Below are 16196 nucleotides of genomic sequence, written 5' to 3' on the forward strand. Positions count from 1 at the left end.
GGGGCGCGCGGCGTCACTTCTCGGTGATGGCCGGGGGAGTCTTGAGCTTCGAGCCCGACTTGCCGAGCGTCGCCTCGAACGCCTTCTTGTAGTCACCGTTGTCCTGGTGCGCCTTGAGGGCGTCGGCGACCGCCTTCTGGAGGGCCTTGTCGCCCTTCTTCAGGCCGACGCCGTAGGGCTCGTCGGAGAACGGCTTGCCGACGACCTTGAGCTTGCCGGGGTTCTGCGCGGCGTAGCCCATCAGGATCGCGTCGTCGGTGGTGAGCGCGTCCACCTGCCCGTCGAGCACCTGCGAGACGCACTCGGAGTACTTGCTCAGCTCGGTGACCTTGGCACCGTACTTCGGCTCCTTGATGGTCTTCAGCGGGGTCGAGCCCACGATCGAGCAGACCTTCTTGCCCTTGACCGTCTCCGGGCCCTTGACCGCCTTCTCGTCCTTCTTGACGAGCAGCGAGGCGCCCGCGTGGAAGTAGGGGCCCGCGAAGTCGATCTGCTTCTTGCGCTCGGGGTTGATCGTGTAGGTGCCGATCATCAGGTCCACGTCGCCCTTGGAGACTGCGGTCTCGCGGGCGCCGGAGTCGACCGTCTTCCACTCGATCTGCTTGGCGGAGAAGCCGAGGTCGGCCGCGACCATCTTGGCGATCTCGATGTCGAAGCCCGAGTACTTCTTGGTCGACTGGTCCTGGAAGCCGAGGTAGGGCTGGTCGGCCTTGGCGCCGATGACGATCTTCCCGCGCTTCTGGGCCTTCTTCAGCACGGGGGAGTCGACCTTGACGTCCTTGGCGACCTGGTAGGACGGCAGCGCCTTCTCGTCCGTCTGGTCCTTGGGCTTGTCGCCGGCGGAGCCTTCCTTGCCCCCGCACGCCGCGGTGGCGGCGAGAGCCAGGATCACGGCCGCCGAAGCGGCGGTCTTGTGGAATCGCATAGTTGAACATCCCTTACTTGAACAGTCGTTGGCCCAGCCGGTGGCTGCCGTCGTCACCCTGCGGTGCTCTGAGCGCCCTGCGGTGCGTGCTGCTCTGTGGTGCGTGCGGGCCCTGCGGTGTGCGCGCGTCCTGTGGTGCGTGCGCTGAGTTCCCGTGGTGCTCTGTACGCGCTGCGGCGGCGCTGCCTTGTGAGGGCCGCGCCCGCCAACGGGCGCGGTCCTCAGTGGTGCAGGATCTTCGAGAGGAAGTCCTTGGCGCGGTCGCTGCGCGGATTGCTGAAGAACTGCTCGGGAGTGGCCTCCTCGACGATGCGGCCGTCCGCCATGAAGACGACGCGGTTGGCCGCCGAGCGGGCGAAGCCCATCTCGTGGGTGACCACGACCATCGTCATGCCGTCCCTGGCCAGCTGCTGCATGACTTCGAGGACCTCGTTGATCATCTCGGGGTCGAGAGCCGAGGTCGGCTCGTCGAAGAGCATCACCTTCGGGTCCATCGCCAGCGCCCGCGCGATGGCGACCCGCTGCTGCTGGCCGCCGGACAGCTGCGCCGGATACTTGTCGGCCTGGTTGCCGACCCCGACCCGGTCGAGCAGGGCGCGGGCCTTCTCATCGGCCGACCCCTTGTCGGCCTTGCGGACCTTGGTCTGGCCGAGGGTGACGTTCTCCAGCACGGTCTTGTGTGCGAAGAGGTTGAAGGACTGGAAGACCATGCCGACATCGGCACGCAGTCTGGCCAGCTCCTTGCCCTCGGCGGGCAGTGGCTTGCCGTCGATGGTGATGCTGCCCGAATCGACCGTCTCCAGACGGTTGATGGTGCGGCACAGCGTGGACTTGCCGGATCCCGAGGGACCGATGACGACGACGACTTCGCCGCGCGCGATGGTCAGGTCAATGTCCTGAAGGACATGGAGCGCACCGAAGTGCTTGTTGACGTTGTCCAGCACGACCAGCTTGTCGGTCGCCGGGTCGGGGCCGCCGGCGTCCTTGATCACCGATACTTCACTCATCGGCGTATAGCTCCGTCCTCGTCGGTTGCGAGGACCTTAGTGAGCTGTTGACGTGACCGTCATTACATCTGAGCTGAAATTGAGCATAACGATCTGGCCGCGACTGGGCAGACTGACCAAAGGGGCCGCCGCGGGAAAGAGCCTCCCCGGCCTCCGGCCCCGGCTCTCGGCCCCGGCCCTCCGGCGGGAGGCCGGGGCCCGTTCCAGGCCCGGGTCCGTGACCCGGGCCCTGTCCGGGCCCGCCAGGGCTCTCCTCGCGGCGGCCCCGTGGTCGCCGTACCGGCTGTATAACGGATGTCCGCGTGCGCTCACCAGGCTCTTGACTCACCTGCGCCCGTCGGCGTGGATGCACTGTCGGATCTTCCGCAGGGGCGGTTCGCACAAGGACAGGACAGGAGGGGCGTCGGTTGAGACTGCTGCTGGTCGAGGACGATGACCGGGTCGCCGCCGCGCTCTCCGCTGTGCTGGCGCGGCACGGATTCGACGTCACGCATGTGCGCAGCGGCGCCGAGGCGCTCCAGGAACTGCTGGCGGGCGGGCAGGACGCACCGGGTTTCGCCGTCGTCCTGCTCGACCTCGGCCTGCCCGACCAGGACGGCTTCGAAGTCTGCGGCAAGATCCGGCGCACCAGCTCGACGCCCGTGATCATGGTGACCGCGCGTGCCGATGTCCGCTCGCGCATCCACGGCCTCAACCTCGGCGCTGACGACTACGTCGTGAAGCCCTACGACATGGGGGAGCTGCTGGCCCGTATCCACGCGGTCAGCCGTCGGCGCGCCGGAGAGGACGGCGCCGGCGCGGAAAGCGGCGCGCGCGACACCGCGAGCGCCGGGGGCGCGACGAGGGGAGCGGGCGGCGCGGAGCACGGCACCCTGCGCCTGGGAGGCGTCGTCATCGAGCTGCCCACCCGGCAGGTCAGCGTCGATGGCACCCGGATCTCCCTCACCCGCAAGGAATTCGATCTGCTGGCGCTGCTCGCCCAGCGGCCCGGTGTCGTCTTCCGCAGGGAGCAGATCATCAGCGAGGTCTGGCGCACGAGCTGGGAGGGCACGGGGCGCACCCTGGAGGTGCACGTCGCCTCGCTGCGCGCCAAGCTCCAGCGGCCCGCGCTCATAGAGACGGTGCGCGGGGTCGGCTACCGCATGGCCGCCCGGGGCGCCTGACCCGCCGGGCCGGATCGACGAGATGCGTTCACGACTGCTTCCGCTGCTGCTCATCCTGCTGGCCGGGGTGCTGCTCGCCCTCGGCTTCCCCCTCGCCGTGAGCCAGGCGCGGGGCCAGCAGCAGCGCGTGGTGGTGGACAGGATCGACGACACCGCGCGCTTCGCCTCCCTCGCCCAGTTCGTCACCGCCCCCAGCCAGCCGGACGAGCGCCAGGCCACCCTGGAGAAGGAACTGGACCGCTACCACGCCCTCTACGGCATTCGGGCCGGCGTCTTCTACCGCGACGGGCGGGTGATGGCCTCCTCACCTGAGGGCTGGCGCATTCCCGGCGACGGGGGACAGGGCGCCGGCAAGCCCGGCTCGGACGGTGCACGGGCCTTCGCCGAGGCGCTGGCGGGACGCCGCAGTCACGACCCGCCGCAGGTGTGGCCCTGGGAGGAGGACGGCCGGATCGCGGTGGCCTCGCCCGTCATCCGGGACGGCGATGTGGCGGCCGTCGTCCTCACGGACTCACCTACGGGACCGATGCGTTCGCGGATCCTGCACGGCTGGCTCGCCATCGCCGCCGGTGAGGCCGCCGCGATGCTGCTCGCCATCGGCGCGGCACTGCGCCTGACCGGGTGGGTGCTCAGGCCCGTACGCACCCTGGACCGGGCCGCCCATGAGATCGCCACCGGCAAGCTCACCTCCCGCGTCGTCGCCTCCGGTGGCCCGCCCGAGCTGCGCCGGCTCGCCGACTCTTTCAACGAGATGGCCGGAAACGTCGAGGACGTGCTCGAACAGCAGCGCGCCTTCGTCGCCGACGCCTCCCACCAGTTGCGCAATCCGCTCTCGGCGCTGCTGCTGCGCATCGAGCTGCTCGCGCTGGAACTTCCCGAGGACAGCGAGGAGTCGGCCGCCGTACGCGCGGAGGGCAAGCGGCTCGCGCAGGTCCTGGACGATCTGCTGGACCTGGCGCTGGCCGAGCACGCGGACGCCGCGCATGCCGTGCTCACCGATGTCGCCGAGGTCGCGGCCGAGCGCGTGGCGGCATGGCGGCCGGTTGCCGAGCGCAAGGGCGTCGAGCTGACGACGGAGGGGCAGTCGGCCGCCACCGGATGGGCGGATCCGGTGGCGCTCTCCAGCGCGCTGGACGCCGTCGTGGACAACGCCGTGAAGTTCACCCCGGAATCGGGCTCCGTCACCGTCACCGTCACCGCGGGGGGCGACCGCGTCACCGTGGAGACGGCAGACGGCGGCCCCGGCCTGACCGACGAGGAGCTGGAGCGGGTCGGAGACCGCTTCTGGCGCAGCGGCAGGCACCAGAACGTGTCCGGCTCGGGCCTGGGCCTGTCCATCACGCGTGCGCTGCTCGCCGGTTCGGGCGGCACGCTCTCCTTCGCGCACAACGAGCCCGGGGGCCTGCGCGTGGTGATCACCGTGCCGCGGAACGCCCCGCACGGAACGTGAGGGCGCGGGCCTCGAAGCCCGGCCGGGACCACTACCCGGGCGGCAGAGGTCTCAGGGCTTGACCGAGCGGTAGTAGCGGCGCGCTCCCTCGTGCAGCGGGACCGGATCGGTGTAGATCGCGGTGCGCAGGTCCACCTTCTGCGCCGCGTGCACTTCACGGCCGATCTGATCCCTGCTCCTGATGACGGAGCGCGTGATGCCCTCCGTGAGCGCCGGGTCCGTACGGTCCGTCGTCACCAGCAAGTTGGCGATCGCCACCGTCTTGACCGACTGGCCGCGCTGCACCGTGGGATACGCGTCGGGCGCCAGCACCGCCGCCCGGTAGTAGCGGGTCTCCGGCTCGATCTCGTGCAGGCGCGGCACCAGGTCGCCGAGCTGCACCAGGCGGATGTCCGTGCGGTCGGCCAGTCGCTCGATCGCCGTCGTGGGCAGCCCTCCGGACCAGAAGAAGGCATCCAGTCTGCCCTCGGACAAAAGCCGCGGCATCCGGTCGATGCCCGCGCGTACGGCGCGCACATCCCGGTCCATGTCCAGCCCCGCGGCCTCCAGCAGCCGTCCCGTCACCAGCGAGACCCCCGAGCGCCGCTCCCCGACCCCCACCCGCAGGCCCTTGAGGTCCTTGGCGCTGCGCACCGGGGAGTCCCTGGGCACGATCAGCTGCATGTAGTCGTCGTACAACCGTGCGCACGCCCGGATACGGGAGGCGTATTTGCCACCGGATGCCTTGTAGTCGGCCAGCGCGTCGGATGCCGTGATGGTGTAGTCCGTCTTTCCCGTGGCCACGCGTTCCACGTTCTGGACGGAGCCCTGGCTGCGCCGCAGCCGCAGATCGACATCGGGCAGGTCGCGGGAGAGGCGCTGCTTGAAAAGCGTGCCGTAGCGCTCGTACACGCCGGTGCGGACGCCGGTGCCGAAGATGACCTTTCCCCCGGGCGGGGGCGGGGAAGGCGGCATCAGGCACCAGGTCAGCAGCCCGCACACCACCGCGACGGCTCCCGCCGCCCACAGCGCGCGCCGCCGCCCGAGGCGGAGCCGTCCGCCGGCGCCGGAACGCCGCACCGGATGAGGCTCCTTCACAAGGGAACGGGTGGCGGCCATGGACCGGATACTGCCAGCCCACGGCGGCCCAGGGGAGAGGAGGGTCCACCGCCCGGGCGGTCAGGACACGTTCCGCCTGCCCCTCGCGGCTCCCTCGGGGCCTCCCGTTCCACCGGTCTCACGCGAACTCCTCACGCAGTTCCCTCAGCCGGGCGCCGACATCGGGCACGGCTTCGGCTGCCATGGCGGATGCCCTCCTGTGAGCCTCCAGATAGGGCTCGACGTCCCGACTGTCCTGGAGATACTGGGCTGTGGTGAGGCTCTCGACGTAGACCATGTCCGGTATCCCGGGCTCGGCGAAGCGCAGATAGCCGTAGTGGCCGCCCGCGGCCGGATGCGGGCCCGCGCCCGGCGGCAGGACGCGCAGCGTGATGTGCTCCCGTCCGACGGCCTCCAGAAGCACGTCGAGCTGGGCGCGCATGACGGCGGGGCCGCCGACGTTCCGGCGCAGCACGGCCTCTTCCAGCACCAGCCACAGCGAGGGCGGGTCCTCGCGCCGGAGGATGTGCCGGCGCTCCATGCGCAGTGCGACGCGGCGCTCGATCTTCTCCTCGGTTTCATGGGGGAATCCGGTGCGCAGCAGGGTGCGGGCGTAGTCCGGAGTCTGCAACAGCCCCGGGACATAGTGCGGTTCATATACGGCGAGCATCCGGGCCTCGCGCTCCAGACCGAGGTAGCCGCCGAACCAGCCGGGCAGCGCGTCCTCGAAGGAGTGCCACCAGCCCGGCTCCTCCGCCTTCCCGGCGAGCCGCAGAAACTCCTCGCTCTCCTTGCCGGACACCCCGTAGTGCCGCAGCAGCGCGCGCAGACAGCGCGGGCGCGCCGCGCTCTCACCGCTCTCCATCCGGCAGAGCGCGGCAACACCGATCTCCGTGGCGGAAGCGGCCTCCTCCTGGGAGACGCCCGCGCGCTCGCGAAGGTGTCGCAGTCGTTTCGCGAGCACCATCCGGAGCACGGAGGGAGGGTTTCCGTTTCCCGGCTGTACTGGAGGACTCATGTCCGTCCACCTCCTGGCACGCGGCAGCACCGGCGAGAGTGTGCCAGCAAAACCGGCCCCTGGGCAGAGTGCGGTGCGTGAAATGAAAATTGCAGTCTGTTGGTTGCTGACTGGGACTCCAGGGGCCATAGTGACGGGGCACACCATGCTCGACGGCCTTGCGACAAGGTCCGGACCAGTACGACGGAAGGCGCCTCACGTGTCCGCTGCCCCCGCCTTCAGGGCCCCAGCAGCACCCTCCGCCTCCACCCCCGCCTTCGCCCCGCGCGGCCCGGCCGCGGCCCAGGACTGGCAGTTCGGTTTCCCCGCCCGCAAGAGGCACATCGCGCGGGCGCGCGCCGTGTTCACGCGGTGGCTGGAGGACCGCCGGGAGCCCGTAGTGCCACTGGGGGTCACCGAGAGTGCTGTCCTGCTCCTCTCCGAGCTGGCCGCCAACGCCGTCGTCCACGCCGACTGCCCCACCAGTTCCGGCCTGGTGTGCCGGGCCGCCCTCGCTCCGGAGGCCGGCTGGGGAGCCGCTGGCGGCGGACTCTTGCGCATAGAGGTGCACGACCAGGCCGAGCACGAAAGAGTGCCACGCCCCCGGTACGGCGACTCCGACGAAGAGAGCGGGCGCGGACTGTGCATAGTGGCGGCACTGGCCCGCGAGTGGGGCGTCCGCCGCTCTCCGCTCACCCGTGGCAACGCGGTGTGGGCGACGCTCTCGCTGCCCGCGGGATTCGACCACGGTGATCTGCGTCACAGTTGAGCGCCGTCCGCCTGCCCGTCGGCCGCCTCCGGCGCGAGAGGCATCCGGACCAGCGCCTACCCTTGTCGCATGAGCAGCAGCGACCGGAGCCAGGCAGCGGGTGTCAAGGGCACATATGAGGTACGCACCTTCGGGTGCCAGATGAACGTCCACGACTCCGAGCGGATGGCCGGTCTGCTGGAGGACGCCGGATATGTGCCGGCACCCAAGGGGACCGAAGCCGCCGATGTCGTCGTCTTCAACACCTGCGCGGTCCGGGAGAACGCCGACAACCGCCTCTACGGCAACCTCGGTCAGCTCGCCCCCAAGAAGGCCGCGCGTCCCGGCATGCAGATCGCGGTCGGCGGCTGCCTCGCCCAGAAGGACCGCGACACCATCGTGAAGAAGGCCCCCTGGGTCGATGTCGTCTTCGGCACGCACAACGTCGGCAAACTCCCCGTCCTCCTGGAGCGCGCCCGCGTCCAGGAAGAGGCACAGGTGGAGATCGCCGACTCCCTGGAGGCGTTCCCCTCGACGCTGCCCACCCGCCGCGAGAGCGCGTACGCGGCCTGGGTCTCCGTCTCCGTGGGCTGCAACAACACCTGTACGTTCTGCATCGTTCCGCAGCTGCGCGGCAAGGAGAAGGACCGCAGGCCCGGCGACATCCTCGCGGAGGTCGAGGCCCTGGTCGAGGAGGGCGTCAGCGAGATCACCCTGCTCGGCCAGAACGTCAACGCCTACGGCTCCGACATCGGCGACCGTGAGGCGTTCAGCAAGCTGTTGCGCGCATGTGGCCGCATCGAGGGCCTGGAGCGCGTGCGCTTCACCTCCCCGCACCCCCGCGACTTCACCGACGACGTCATCGCCGCCATGGCCGAGACCCCCAACGTGATGCCGCAGCTGCACATGCCGCTCCAGTCCGGCTCCTCCCGCGTCCTGAAGGCCATGCGCCGCTCCTACCGCCAGGAGCGCTACCTCGGGATCATCGAGAAGGTCCGCGCCGCCATCCCCGAGGCCGCTTTGTCGACCGACATCATCGTGGGCTTCCCCGGTGAGACCGAGGAAGACTTCGAAGAGACGCTGCACGTCGTACGGGAAGCCCGCTTCGCGCAGGCGTTCACCTTCCAGTACAGCAAGCGCCCCGGTACGCCCGCAGCCGAGATGGACGGGCAGATCCCCAAATCCGTCGTCCAGGAGCGCTACGAACGGCTTGTGACCCTCCAGGAGGAGATCTCCTGGGAGGAGAACAAACGCCAGGTGGGCCGCACTCTGGAGCTGATGGTCGCCGAGGGCGAGGGCCGCAAGGACGACGCCACCCAGCGCCTGTCCGGCCGCGCCCCCGACAACCGGCTGGTGCACTTCACCCGGCCCCTGGAGCCGGTACGCCCCGGCGACGTCGTCACCGTGGAGATCACCTACGCCGCCCCTCACCATCTGCTCGCCGAGGGCGCCCCGCTCGCGGTGCGCCGCACCCGCGCGGGAGACGCCTGGGAGCGTCGCGCCACGGACCCCGAACCCCTGGAGGGCAAGGGCGTGATGCTCGGGCTGCCCACGGTCGGCGTGCCCGCGCCGCTGCCCGCCGCGACCGGAGGCTGCGGCACACACTGAACCGGGCACCGCGGATACGGCTCCGCGCGACCCGGAACGACGGCGCAGTGGAACCGCCCTGCGGCGGCGGGCAGATGAGATCCCCGCCGTCCAGCCGGCCGCCAACGCTCTCGCACGGGCGGGTGAGTCACGGCGCGGGCAGGGTGGGAAGCGGCACCCCCGGCGCCTAAGCTGCGCGCCATGCTTGTCGCCGCAGCCGTATGCCCCTGCCCGCCGCTGCTCGTCCCCGACGTGGCCGGCGGTGCCGCCTCCGAGATGGAACCGGCGCGTGCCGCCTGCTACGACGCTCTCGGCGTCCTGGCCGCCGCACGCCCCGACCGGCTCTACGTCCTCGGCCCGGCCGAACAGTCCGGCCGGGGCCCCCACCCGCAGGGCACCCGCGGATCCTTCGCGGGCTTCGGCGTCCCGCTGGAGGTGAGCCTCGGCAAGGGCGACCCCGCCCGGCGTGAACTGCCGCCTTCCCTGGCGGTCGGCGCCTGGCTGCTGGAGCGTACGGACTGGACGGGCTCCCCCGTCGAGGGGCTGGGCATCGGCGAACCGCTCGCCGGGCCGCGCTGCCAGGAGACCGGGCGCGAACTGGCCGCGAGCGCTGACCGTGTCGCGCTGCTGGTGATGGGTGACGGCAGCAACTGCCGCACTCTGAAGGCCCCCGGATACTTCGACGACCGCGCCGCTGCCTTCGACTCCGAGGCCGCCCGGGTGCTGGGTGCGGCCGATGTGGAGGGGATCCTGGCGCTGGACGAGGAGTTGGCCTACGACCTCAAGGCGGCGGGACGCTCCTCCTGGCAGACCCTCGCGGGCGCGGGGGAGGGGGCGGGGCTCGCCGGCCGCCTCCTGTACGACGAAGCGCCGTACGGCGTCGGCTATATCGTCGCGAGCTGGTCGTAGGACCGTCGCAGGACGGTGCCCGCAACGCGTGCGGAGGCCCGGCGCCGCGGCCGGGCCGTGAGCCGTCGCGGGGAGGTGCGCGCATATCACGGGGCGGCGTGCGCGTCGCCGGGAGGACGTACGGCGGCGGGGGTGCGCGGCGTACCGCACACCCCCGCGAATGCTTTCCAGCGCGCCTTGCGAGGCCGGAGGCCGGTGAGTTGACTCCGGGGCCCGCCTGATCCGGTCCGGAGCCGCTCGCGGCGCCCTGGGGGCTCTGGACCTCCGTCAGCCGCCCTTGGGGCCCTGGCCGCTTCCGCCTTCGCCGCCGCTCTTTCCCGGGCCGCCGTTGTCGGAGAGCCGCTCGGTCGCTTCCTTGGCCTTCTGCGTACCGGACTTGATCTGGTCGCTGTACTTGCCCTTGGTCTTGGAGTCCGCGGTCTGCGCGGCCTTGTCCAGTCCGCGCTGGACCTTGTCGCCGTGCTGTCCCATCAGGCCCTTGATCTTGTCCATGAAGCCCATCGCGCTCACCCTTCTCCCAGGCCGTCCGGACTCTCCGCACGGCTCACTTGCGGGCGCTCTCCCCGCTGTCGCTGTCGGCGGCTTCCTCGGCCGCCTGCTGCTTGGGGATGCCGACGCCGCCACTGTTGCCGCCCTCGCCGTCACGACCGGCGCCATCGGCATCGGCCGCGGGTTCGGGCTCTTCGCCAGCGCGGGCTTCCGTGTCCGCGCCGGATTCCGCGCCCGCCCGCCGCGTGCCCGCCCCGCTCTTACCCGGGGATTCCTCCCGCTCACCGGATGGTGCGGGATTCTCCGTAGCGACGCTGTCACCACCGGTGTCCTCCGCCGACTCGGCCGCCCCGGTTCCGGAAGCGGGACTTCCGGCCGTTCCGGCCTCCCCGGAGGCTTCAACGCCCCGGGCGGCTTCAGTGTCCCCGGCGGCTGACTCGGTCCTGGCCGACGCGGGCTTCTCGCTGGTTCGCCCCGTGTGCTCGCCGGTTCCGGCTTCCTTCCCGGGAGCCGCGGCCTTGTTCGCGGGGGCTGTCTCAGCGGTGTTCTCTGTTGACTTGCGGGATGAAAGACGAAGAAGCTTCGCAAAAACGCCCATATCTACTCCAGACCTTACTCGTGTGGGCGAAATCCCGCGCCTTGCGGAGCGTCTCATTGCGTCGCCCCGGGGCACCGGCGCGCAAACCGGCTGTCGGAACCTCGCAACTGGCAACGACCCCATGAGCGGGCCCGTCACGTCGCTCGTTCGGGAAGTGGGAGCGGCGTTTGGGAGACTTGAGCCGTGAACGCCCACGCCGCACCTCCGCAGCCGTTGCCCGCCTCCCCCGACGCCCCGCCGGTCATCGCCGTCGTGGGGCCCACGGCGGCCGGAAAGTCGGACCTGGGCGTCTTTCTCGCCCAAGAACTGGGCGGCGAGGTCATCAACGCGGACTCCATGCAGCTCTACCGGGGGATGGACATCGGCACCGCCAAGCTGAGCGTCCAGGAGCGGCAGGGCGTACCGCACCATCTGCTCGACATCTGGGACGTCACGGTGGCGGCCAGCGTCGCCGAATACCAGAAGCTCGCCCGTGCGGAGATCGACAAGCTGCGCGCGCGGGGGCGGGTGCCCGTTCTCGTCGGCGGCTCCGGTCTGTATGTGCGCGGCGCACTGGATGCCATGGACTTCCCCGGCACCGATCCGCTGGTGCGCGCCCGCCTGGAGGCGGAACTGGAAGAGCGAGGGCCCGGCGCGCTCCACACCCGGCTGGCCGACGCGGATCCGGAGGCGGCCCGCGCGATACTCCCCAGCAATGGGCGGCGCATCGTCCGGGCACTGGAGGTCATCGCGATCACCGGTCGGCCCTTCACCGCCAACCTGCCCGGCCACGAGGCCGTCTACGACACCGTCCAGATCGGCGTCGATGTCGCGCGCCCCGAACTGGACGAGCGGATCGCACGGCGCGTGGACCGTATGTGGGAGGCCGGTCTGGTCGATGAGGTGCGGGCGCTGGAGAGCGAGGGGCTGCGTGAGGGGCGCACGGCCTCGCGGGCCCTCGGATACCAGCAGGTGCTCGCCAGCCTGGCCGGCGTGTGCACGGAAGAGGAGGCGCGGACGGAGACGGTCCGTGCCACCAAGCGGTTCGCACGCCGGCAGGACTCCTGGTTCCGGCGCGATCCCCGGGTGCACTGGCTCAGCGGGGCCGTGGCCGACCGGGCGGAACTGCCCGCCGCCGCGCTCGCATTGCTGGCGGGCGCGGTCACAGCCTGATCACGTGATGGCATCGGGAGGCACTGTGCAACCGTCCCGTTACCCCCGGCATGCCATCATCGACCATCGTTCGAGCCGTTGAGCCGGAGTTGGGAGGGCACGTGGCGATGGAGGCCGGCCCTCGTGACAACGACGAGACCCCGGTGAACGGAGAGCCCCCGCAGGCGGCCGAGCCCGGCTCGGGCCCGGCCGGCGCGGCATCCGGTGCGAGGGGTACCCCGGTCCCCCGGGTCCCGGTGCCCGCGGCGGAAGCGGAACCAGTACCACTGCCCCGGCACGGCCCCGCAGCGGAACAGGAAGCGGAACCTCACCACGTGGTGTCCGAGGACAGCGAGGACGGCACGGTGCCCGACGGCACCGAGCCACCGGTCGAGTCCCACGAACTGCGCCCCCAGCGCAAGCTGCGGCTGTGGCAGCTGGCCCCCATCGTCGTGCTGGGCGCCCTCGGCTCGCTGATGTTCGCCTTCCCCCTGGCCTTCGAGCCGGGCGGCAGCTCGGGTGCCGTCGTCTCCATGCTGGGCCTGCTGCTGTGCGGCTGCGCGGCGGGCTGGGGCGTCATGGCGGCCCGCAAAGTGGGCCAGACCTGGCCGGGACTGCCGGCCCGGGGGGCCGGTCGGCGCCCCGACTGGCGCGTGGTCCTGGTCTACGCCGTGGTCGTGTGCACGGTGGTCGTCCTCGCGGTCTGGCGGGTGGCCAGGCTTCGTGGTTGAGCCGTACACGTGTCCCGTAGGATCGACAGGGTGACCAGCGCACAGGGCGTGCCGTTCCTGAAGGGACACGGCACAGAGAACGACTTCGTGATCGTCCCCGACCCGGACGGGCTGCTCGACCTGTCCCCGGCGGCGGTGGCACGGCTGTGCGACCGGAGAGCGGGCATCGGCGCCGACGGGATCCTGCGCGTCGTCCGCTCGGGCGCCCACCCGGAAGCCAGAGCCATGGCCGGTGACGCCGAGTGGTTCATGGACTACCGCAACGCGGACGGCTCGGTGGCCGAGATGTGCGGCAACGGAGCCCGGGTCTTCGCCCGCTACCTGGAGCATGCCGGGCTGGCCGGGCCCGGAGACCTCGCCATCGCGACCCGGGCCGGGGTGCGGCAGGTCCACATCGCCAAGGAAGGCGGGGACATCACCGTCACCATGGGCTCCGCCCAGCTGTCCGAGGGCGCGGACGACGGCGGGGTCACCGTGGGAGTGGAGGGCCGCACCTGGCCCGCCCGCAAGGTCGGCATGGGCAACCCGCACGCCGTGGCCTTCGTCGCCGATCTGGCCGAAGCGGGACGCCTGCTGGAGGCGCCCGAGACGCTGCCCGCCACCGCCTACCCGGATGGCGTCAACGTCGAGTTCGTCGTCGACCGGGGCCCGCGCCATGTGGCGCTGCGGGTGCACGAGCGTGGAGCGGGCGAGACCCGCTCCTGCGGCACGGGGGCCTGCGCCGTGATGGTGGCCGCCGCGCGCAGGGACGGCGCCGACCCCCGGCGGGACGGCGTTCCCGCCACCTACACCGTGGATGTGCCCGGCGGCCGGCTCGTCATCACCGAGCGGACCGACGGCGAGATCGAGATGACCGGCCCCGCGGAGATCGTCGCCGAGGGCAGAATCGATTCCGGCCTGCTTCTGTGAGGGGCCGGTTCTAAACGTCGCACGATGGGGTGATCCCGCCCTCGGCGAGGGCGACCCCGTCAGCGGCACATGATGGGGTCAGCAACACCGCACCCCCTGCCGGGGTGCACAGGAGCGGAGGTGCCCATGAGCGCGGTGCGCAGTCTGCGGAAGCTCAGCAAAGCGGCGCTGCTGGGCGCCACGCCCCGGGGCTCCCTGCCGGACGCCATCGAGCATGTGGCGAAGGTCCACCGGGCCCACCATCCGGGCGCCGATCTGCGCCCCCTGCGCCGCGCCTACGTGCTGGCCGAATCCTCCCACCGGGGCCAGATGCGCAAGAGCGGTGAGCCCTACATCACCCACCCCCTGGCGGTCACACTGCTGCTGGCGCAGCTCGGTGCCGAGACGACGACCCTGACCGCCTCCCTGCTGCACGACACCGTCGAGGACACCGATGTGACCCTCGATCAGGTGCGGGAGGAGTTCGGCGAAGAGGTCTCCTATCTGGTCGACGGCGTCACCAAGTTGGAGAAGGTCGATTACGGAACGGCCGCCGAGCCCGAGACCTTCCGCAAGATGCTCGTCGCCGCCGGTAACGACGTACGCGTGATGTCGATCAAACTCGCGGACCGGCTGCACAACATGCGCACCCTCGGTGTGATGCGCCCCGAAAAGCAGGCGCGCATCGCCAAAGTCACCCGCGACGTACTCATTCCGCTCGCCGAACGGCTCGGTGTGCAGGCACTCAAGAGTGAGCTGGAAGACCTGGTCTTCGCCATCCTGCACCCTGAAGAGCACGCCGCGACCCGCGAGTTGATCCGCGAACACGTCGGCCGGCCCGACCCGCTCACCGGCATCGCCACCGAGGTACGCCGCATGCTGCGCGAGGCGGGGATCGTGGCTCAGGTGCTCATCCGTCCCCGGCACGTCGTCTCCGTGCACCGGCTGCGGCTCAAACGCGGCGAGCTGGGCGCGTGCGACTTCGGGCGGCTGCTGATCCTGGTGGGCGAGGACGCGGACTGCTATGCGGTCCTCGGCGAGCTGCACACCTGCTTCACCCCGGTGATCTCCGAGTTCAAGGACTTCATCGCCGCGCCGAAGTTCAACCTCTACCAGTCGCTGCACACGGCCATCGCCGACACCGACGGCAGGGTCGCCGAGGTGCTCGTACGCACTCACCGGATGCATCGCGTCGCCGAGGCCGGGGTCGTCGCCCTCGGCGATCCGCACGCCACCGCCTCATCCGACGGCGGCGCGGCTGAGGGCGCCGAGACCGCGCCGCCCGCCGGAGCGGGCGGCGCTGCCGGGAGCGCGGGATCCGAGGCGGCGCCGGGGGAGCGGGCCGACCCCACGCGCCCCGGATGGCTCTCCCGGCTCCTGGAGTGGCAGAGCCACGCACCGGACTCGAACACCTTCTGGGCCGAGCTGCGCGACGAACTCGCACAGGACCGCGAGATCACCGTGTACTGCGCCGTACCGGGCCCCGAGAGCACCGGCGGTGGTGCGCTCCCCCTCCCGGCCGGGGCCACCTGCGTGGACGCCGCCTACGCGCGGCTGGGCGAGGCCGGGCACCGGTGTATCGGCGCGCGTGTGAACGGCCGGCTGACCTCCCTCACGACGCCGCTGCGAGACGGCGACGCGCTCCAGCTCTTCCTGGAGCCCGGCAGCGGAAACCCCTCGGGGCCGTCCCCCGAGTGGCTCGACCATGTGCGCACCCCGGCCGCCCGCATCGCCATCCGGCAGTGGCAGGCCGCCCACGCACAGCCTGCGGCGGACCGGCCCGGCGAGCCCGGCCGACTCGGCCGGCCCGGCCAAACCGGGCAACCCCGCCGATCCCGGGGGAAGCGTTCCCGGGCCACCGGATGCCCGGCTCCGTCCGGCGAAGCGGCTGTTTCCGCAGGCGCGGCGGCGGCTCCGTCTGTTCCATCGGCCCCCTCGGCGCCGGAAGAGCCCGCAGCGGACAGCCCGTTTCCCGGGGCATCCGGTGCTACCGCCGCCGAGAACACCCCTGTGGTGCCCGGCCACCCCGGCACCCCGGTCCGCCTCGCCCGCTGCTGTACGCCCGTACCGACCGACAGCGTCACCGGGTTCCCGGTGCGCGGAGGCGCGGTCACCGTGCACCGGGACACCTGCCAGTCGGTGGCCCGGATGGTCTCCGCCGGGCGCACCGCGCTCGCCGTGCGGTGGGAGCAGGGCGCCGTGGGATGCAGGGTCACACTTTGGGCCGAGTCGTTCAGCAGGCCCCATCTGCTCGCCGATCTCACCGAGATCATCGCCGCACAGGGCGCGGCGGTCGTCTCCGCCGAGGTCGAACCCCCGCGCGAACAGCGCGTACGGCACACCTACACGCTCCAACTGCCCGACGCCGCAGGGCTTCCCGCGCTGATGCGCGCCATGCAGCAGGTACCCGGCGTCTACGACGTGACCCGCGCCGTCCGCCAGGCCGCCGCGGGCTGAGCCGCCCGGACCCCCTGGCGAGCTCGTATCCCGCCCGTT

At 71.4% G+C, this 16196-nt stretch carries 15 protein-coding genes; 9 read left to right on the plus strand and 6 right to left on the minus strand.

From position 1 onward, the window contains the following. Window positions 1–13: 13 nt before the first annotated feature. Entirely contained in the window at window positions 14–925 is a 912-nt protein-coding gene (locus ABD339_RS22070; protein ID WP_344568149.1) for a glutamate ABC transporter substrate-binding protein, read from the minus strand. 221 nt (window positions 926–1146) lie between these two features. Next, complete coding sequence (locus tag ABD339_RS22075; protein WP_344568150.1) at window positions 1147–1932, minus strand: amino acid ABC transporter ATP-binding protein; 786 nt, start codon at window positions 1930–1932, stop codon at window positions 1147–1149. A 407-nt stretch (window positions 1933–2339) separates the two neighbouring features. Between ABD339_RS22075 and ABD339_RS22080 the strand changes: the two genes are divergently transcribed. Then, complete coding sequence (locus ABD339_RS22080) at window positions 2340–3095, plus strand: response regulator transcription factor (protein WP_344568151.1); 756 nt, start codon at window positions 2340–2342, stop codon at window positions 3093–3095. Window positions 3096–3117: 22 nt separating this feature from the next. Continuing rightward, window positions 3118–4545 carry a sensor histidine kinase gene (locus ABD339_RS22085; protein WP_344568152.1) on the plus strand — a complete coding sequence of 476 codons (1428 nt, stop codon included), beginning with the start codon at window positions 3118–3120 and terminating at the stop codon, window positions 4543–4545. A gap of 51 nt (window positions 4546–4596) precedes the next feature. Here ABD339_RS22085 and ABD339_RS22090 read toward each other — a convergent pair whose 3' ends face one another. Together ABD339_RS22090 and ABD339_RS22095 are read right to left on the minus strand one after the other, a co-directional pair. Next, on the minus strand, window positions 4597–5643 hold the full coding sequence (locus tag ABD339_RS22090) for a TAXI family TRAP transporter solute-binding subunit (RefSeq protein ID WP_344568153.1): 1047 nt from the start codon (window positions 5641–5643) through the stop codon (window positions 4597–4599). A gap of 118 nt (window positions 5644–5761) precedes the next feature. Next, on the minus strand, window positions 5762–6640 hold the full coding sequence (locus tag ABD339_RS22095) for a helix-turn-helix domain-containing protein (RefSeq protein WP_344568154.1): 879 nt from the start codon (window positions 6638–6640) through the stop codon (window positions 5762–5764). 199 nt (window positions 6641–6839) lie between these two features. On the opposite strand from ABD339_RS22095, the gene ABD339_RS22100 reads away from it, so the two are divergent. The 3 genes from ABD339_RS22100 to ABD339_RS22110 all read left to right on the plus strand — a co-directional run bounded on the left by ABD339_RS22100 (window position 6840) and on the right by ABD339_RS22110 (window position 9863). Continuing rightward, complete coding sequence (locus ABD339_RS22100; protein ID WP_344568155.1) at window positions 6840–7388, plus strand: ATP-binding protein; 549 nt, start codon at window positions 6840–6842, stop codon at window positions 7386–7388. Between the two features lie 69 nt (window positions 7389–7457). Beyond that, the gene (gene miaB, locus ABD339_RS22105) at window positions 7458–8975 is read left to right on the plus strand and encodes a tRNA (N6-isopentenyl adenosine(37)-C2)-methylthiotransferase MiaB (RefSeq protein WP_344568156.1); all 1518 of its coding nucleotides are present in this window, start codon (window positions 7458–7460) and stop codon (window positions 8973–8975) included. Between the two features lie 180 nt (window positions 8976–9155). Then, entirely contained in the window at window positions 9156–9863 is a 708-nt protein-coding gene (locus ABD339_RS22110; RefSeq protein ID WP_344568157.1) for a class III extradiol dioxygenase subunit B-like domain-containing protein, read from the plus strand. Window positions 9864–10130: 267 nt separating this feature from the next. Here the strand turns inward: ABD339_RS22110 and ABD339_RS22115 are convergent, their stop codons facing one another. Then, complete coding sequence (locus tag ABD339_RS22115) at window positions 10131–10364, minus strand: antitoxin (protein ID WP_344568272.1); 234 nt, start codon at window positions 10362–10364, stop codon at window positions 10131–10133. A gap of 43 nt (window positions 10365–10407) precedes the next feature. After that, entirely contained in the window at window positions 10408–10950 is a 543-nt protein-coding gene (locus ABD339_RS22120) for a hypothetical protein (protein WP_344568158.1), read from the minus strand. Between the two features lie 213 nt (window positions 10951–11163). On the opposite strand from ABD339_RS22120, the gene miaA reads away from it, so the two are divergent. The 4 genes from miaA to ABD339_RS22140 all read left to right on the plus strand — a co-directional run bounded on the left by miaA (window position 11164) and on the right by ABD339_RS22140 (window position 16157). Further along, a complete protein-coding gene (miaA, locus tag ABD339_RS22125; RefSeq protein WP_344568273.1) occupies window positions 11164–12102 on the plus strand; it encodes a tRNA (adenosine(37)-N6)-dimethylallyltransferase MiaA in 939 nt (312 codons plus the stop codon). A gap of 107 nt (window positions 12103–12209) precedes the next feature. Continuing rightward, window positions 12210–12812 carry a hypothetical protein gene (locus ABD339_RS22130; RefSeq protein ID WP_344568274.1) on the plus strand — a complete coding sequence of 201 codons (603 nt, stop codon included), beginning with the start codon at window positions 12210–12212 and terminating at the stop codon, window positions 12810–12812. Between the two features lie 30 nt (window positions 12813–12842). Beyond that, the gene (dapF, locus tag ABD339_RS22135; protein ID WP_344568159.1) at window positions 12843–13721 is read left to right on the plus strand and encodes a diaminopimelate epimerase; all 879 of its coding nucleotides are present in this window, start codon (window positions 12843–12845) and stop codon (window positions 13719–13721) included. A 126-nt stretch (window positions 13722–13847) separates the two neighbouring features. Then, window positions 13848–16157 (plus strand): RelA/SpoT family protein, encoded by a 2310-nt coding sequence (locus ABD339_RS22140; RefSeq protein ID WP_344568160.1) that lies wholly within the window; start codon window positions 13848–13850, stop codon window positions 16155–16157. Window positions 16158–16196: the final 39 nt, after the last annotated feature.

It is taken from the genome of Streptomyces axinellae (genome assembly GCF_039532135.1).
Classification (GTDB): domain Bacteria; phylum Actinomycetota; class Actinomycetes; order Streptomycetales; family Streptomycetaceae; genus Streptomyces; species Streptomyces axinellae.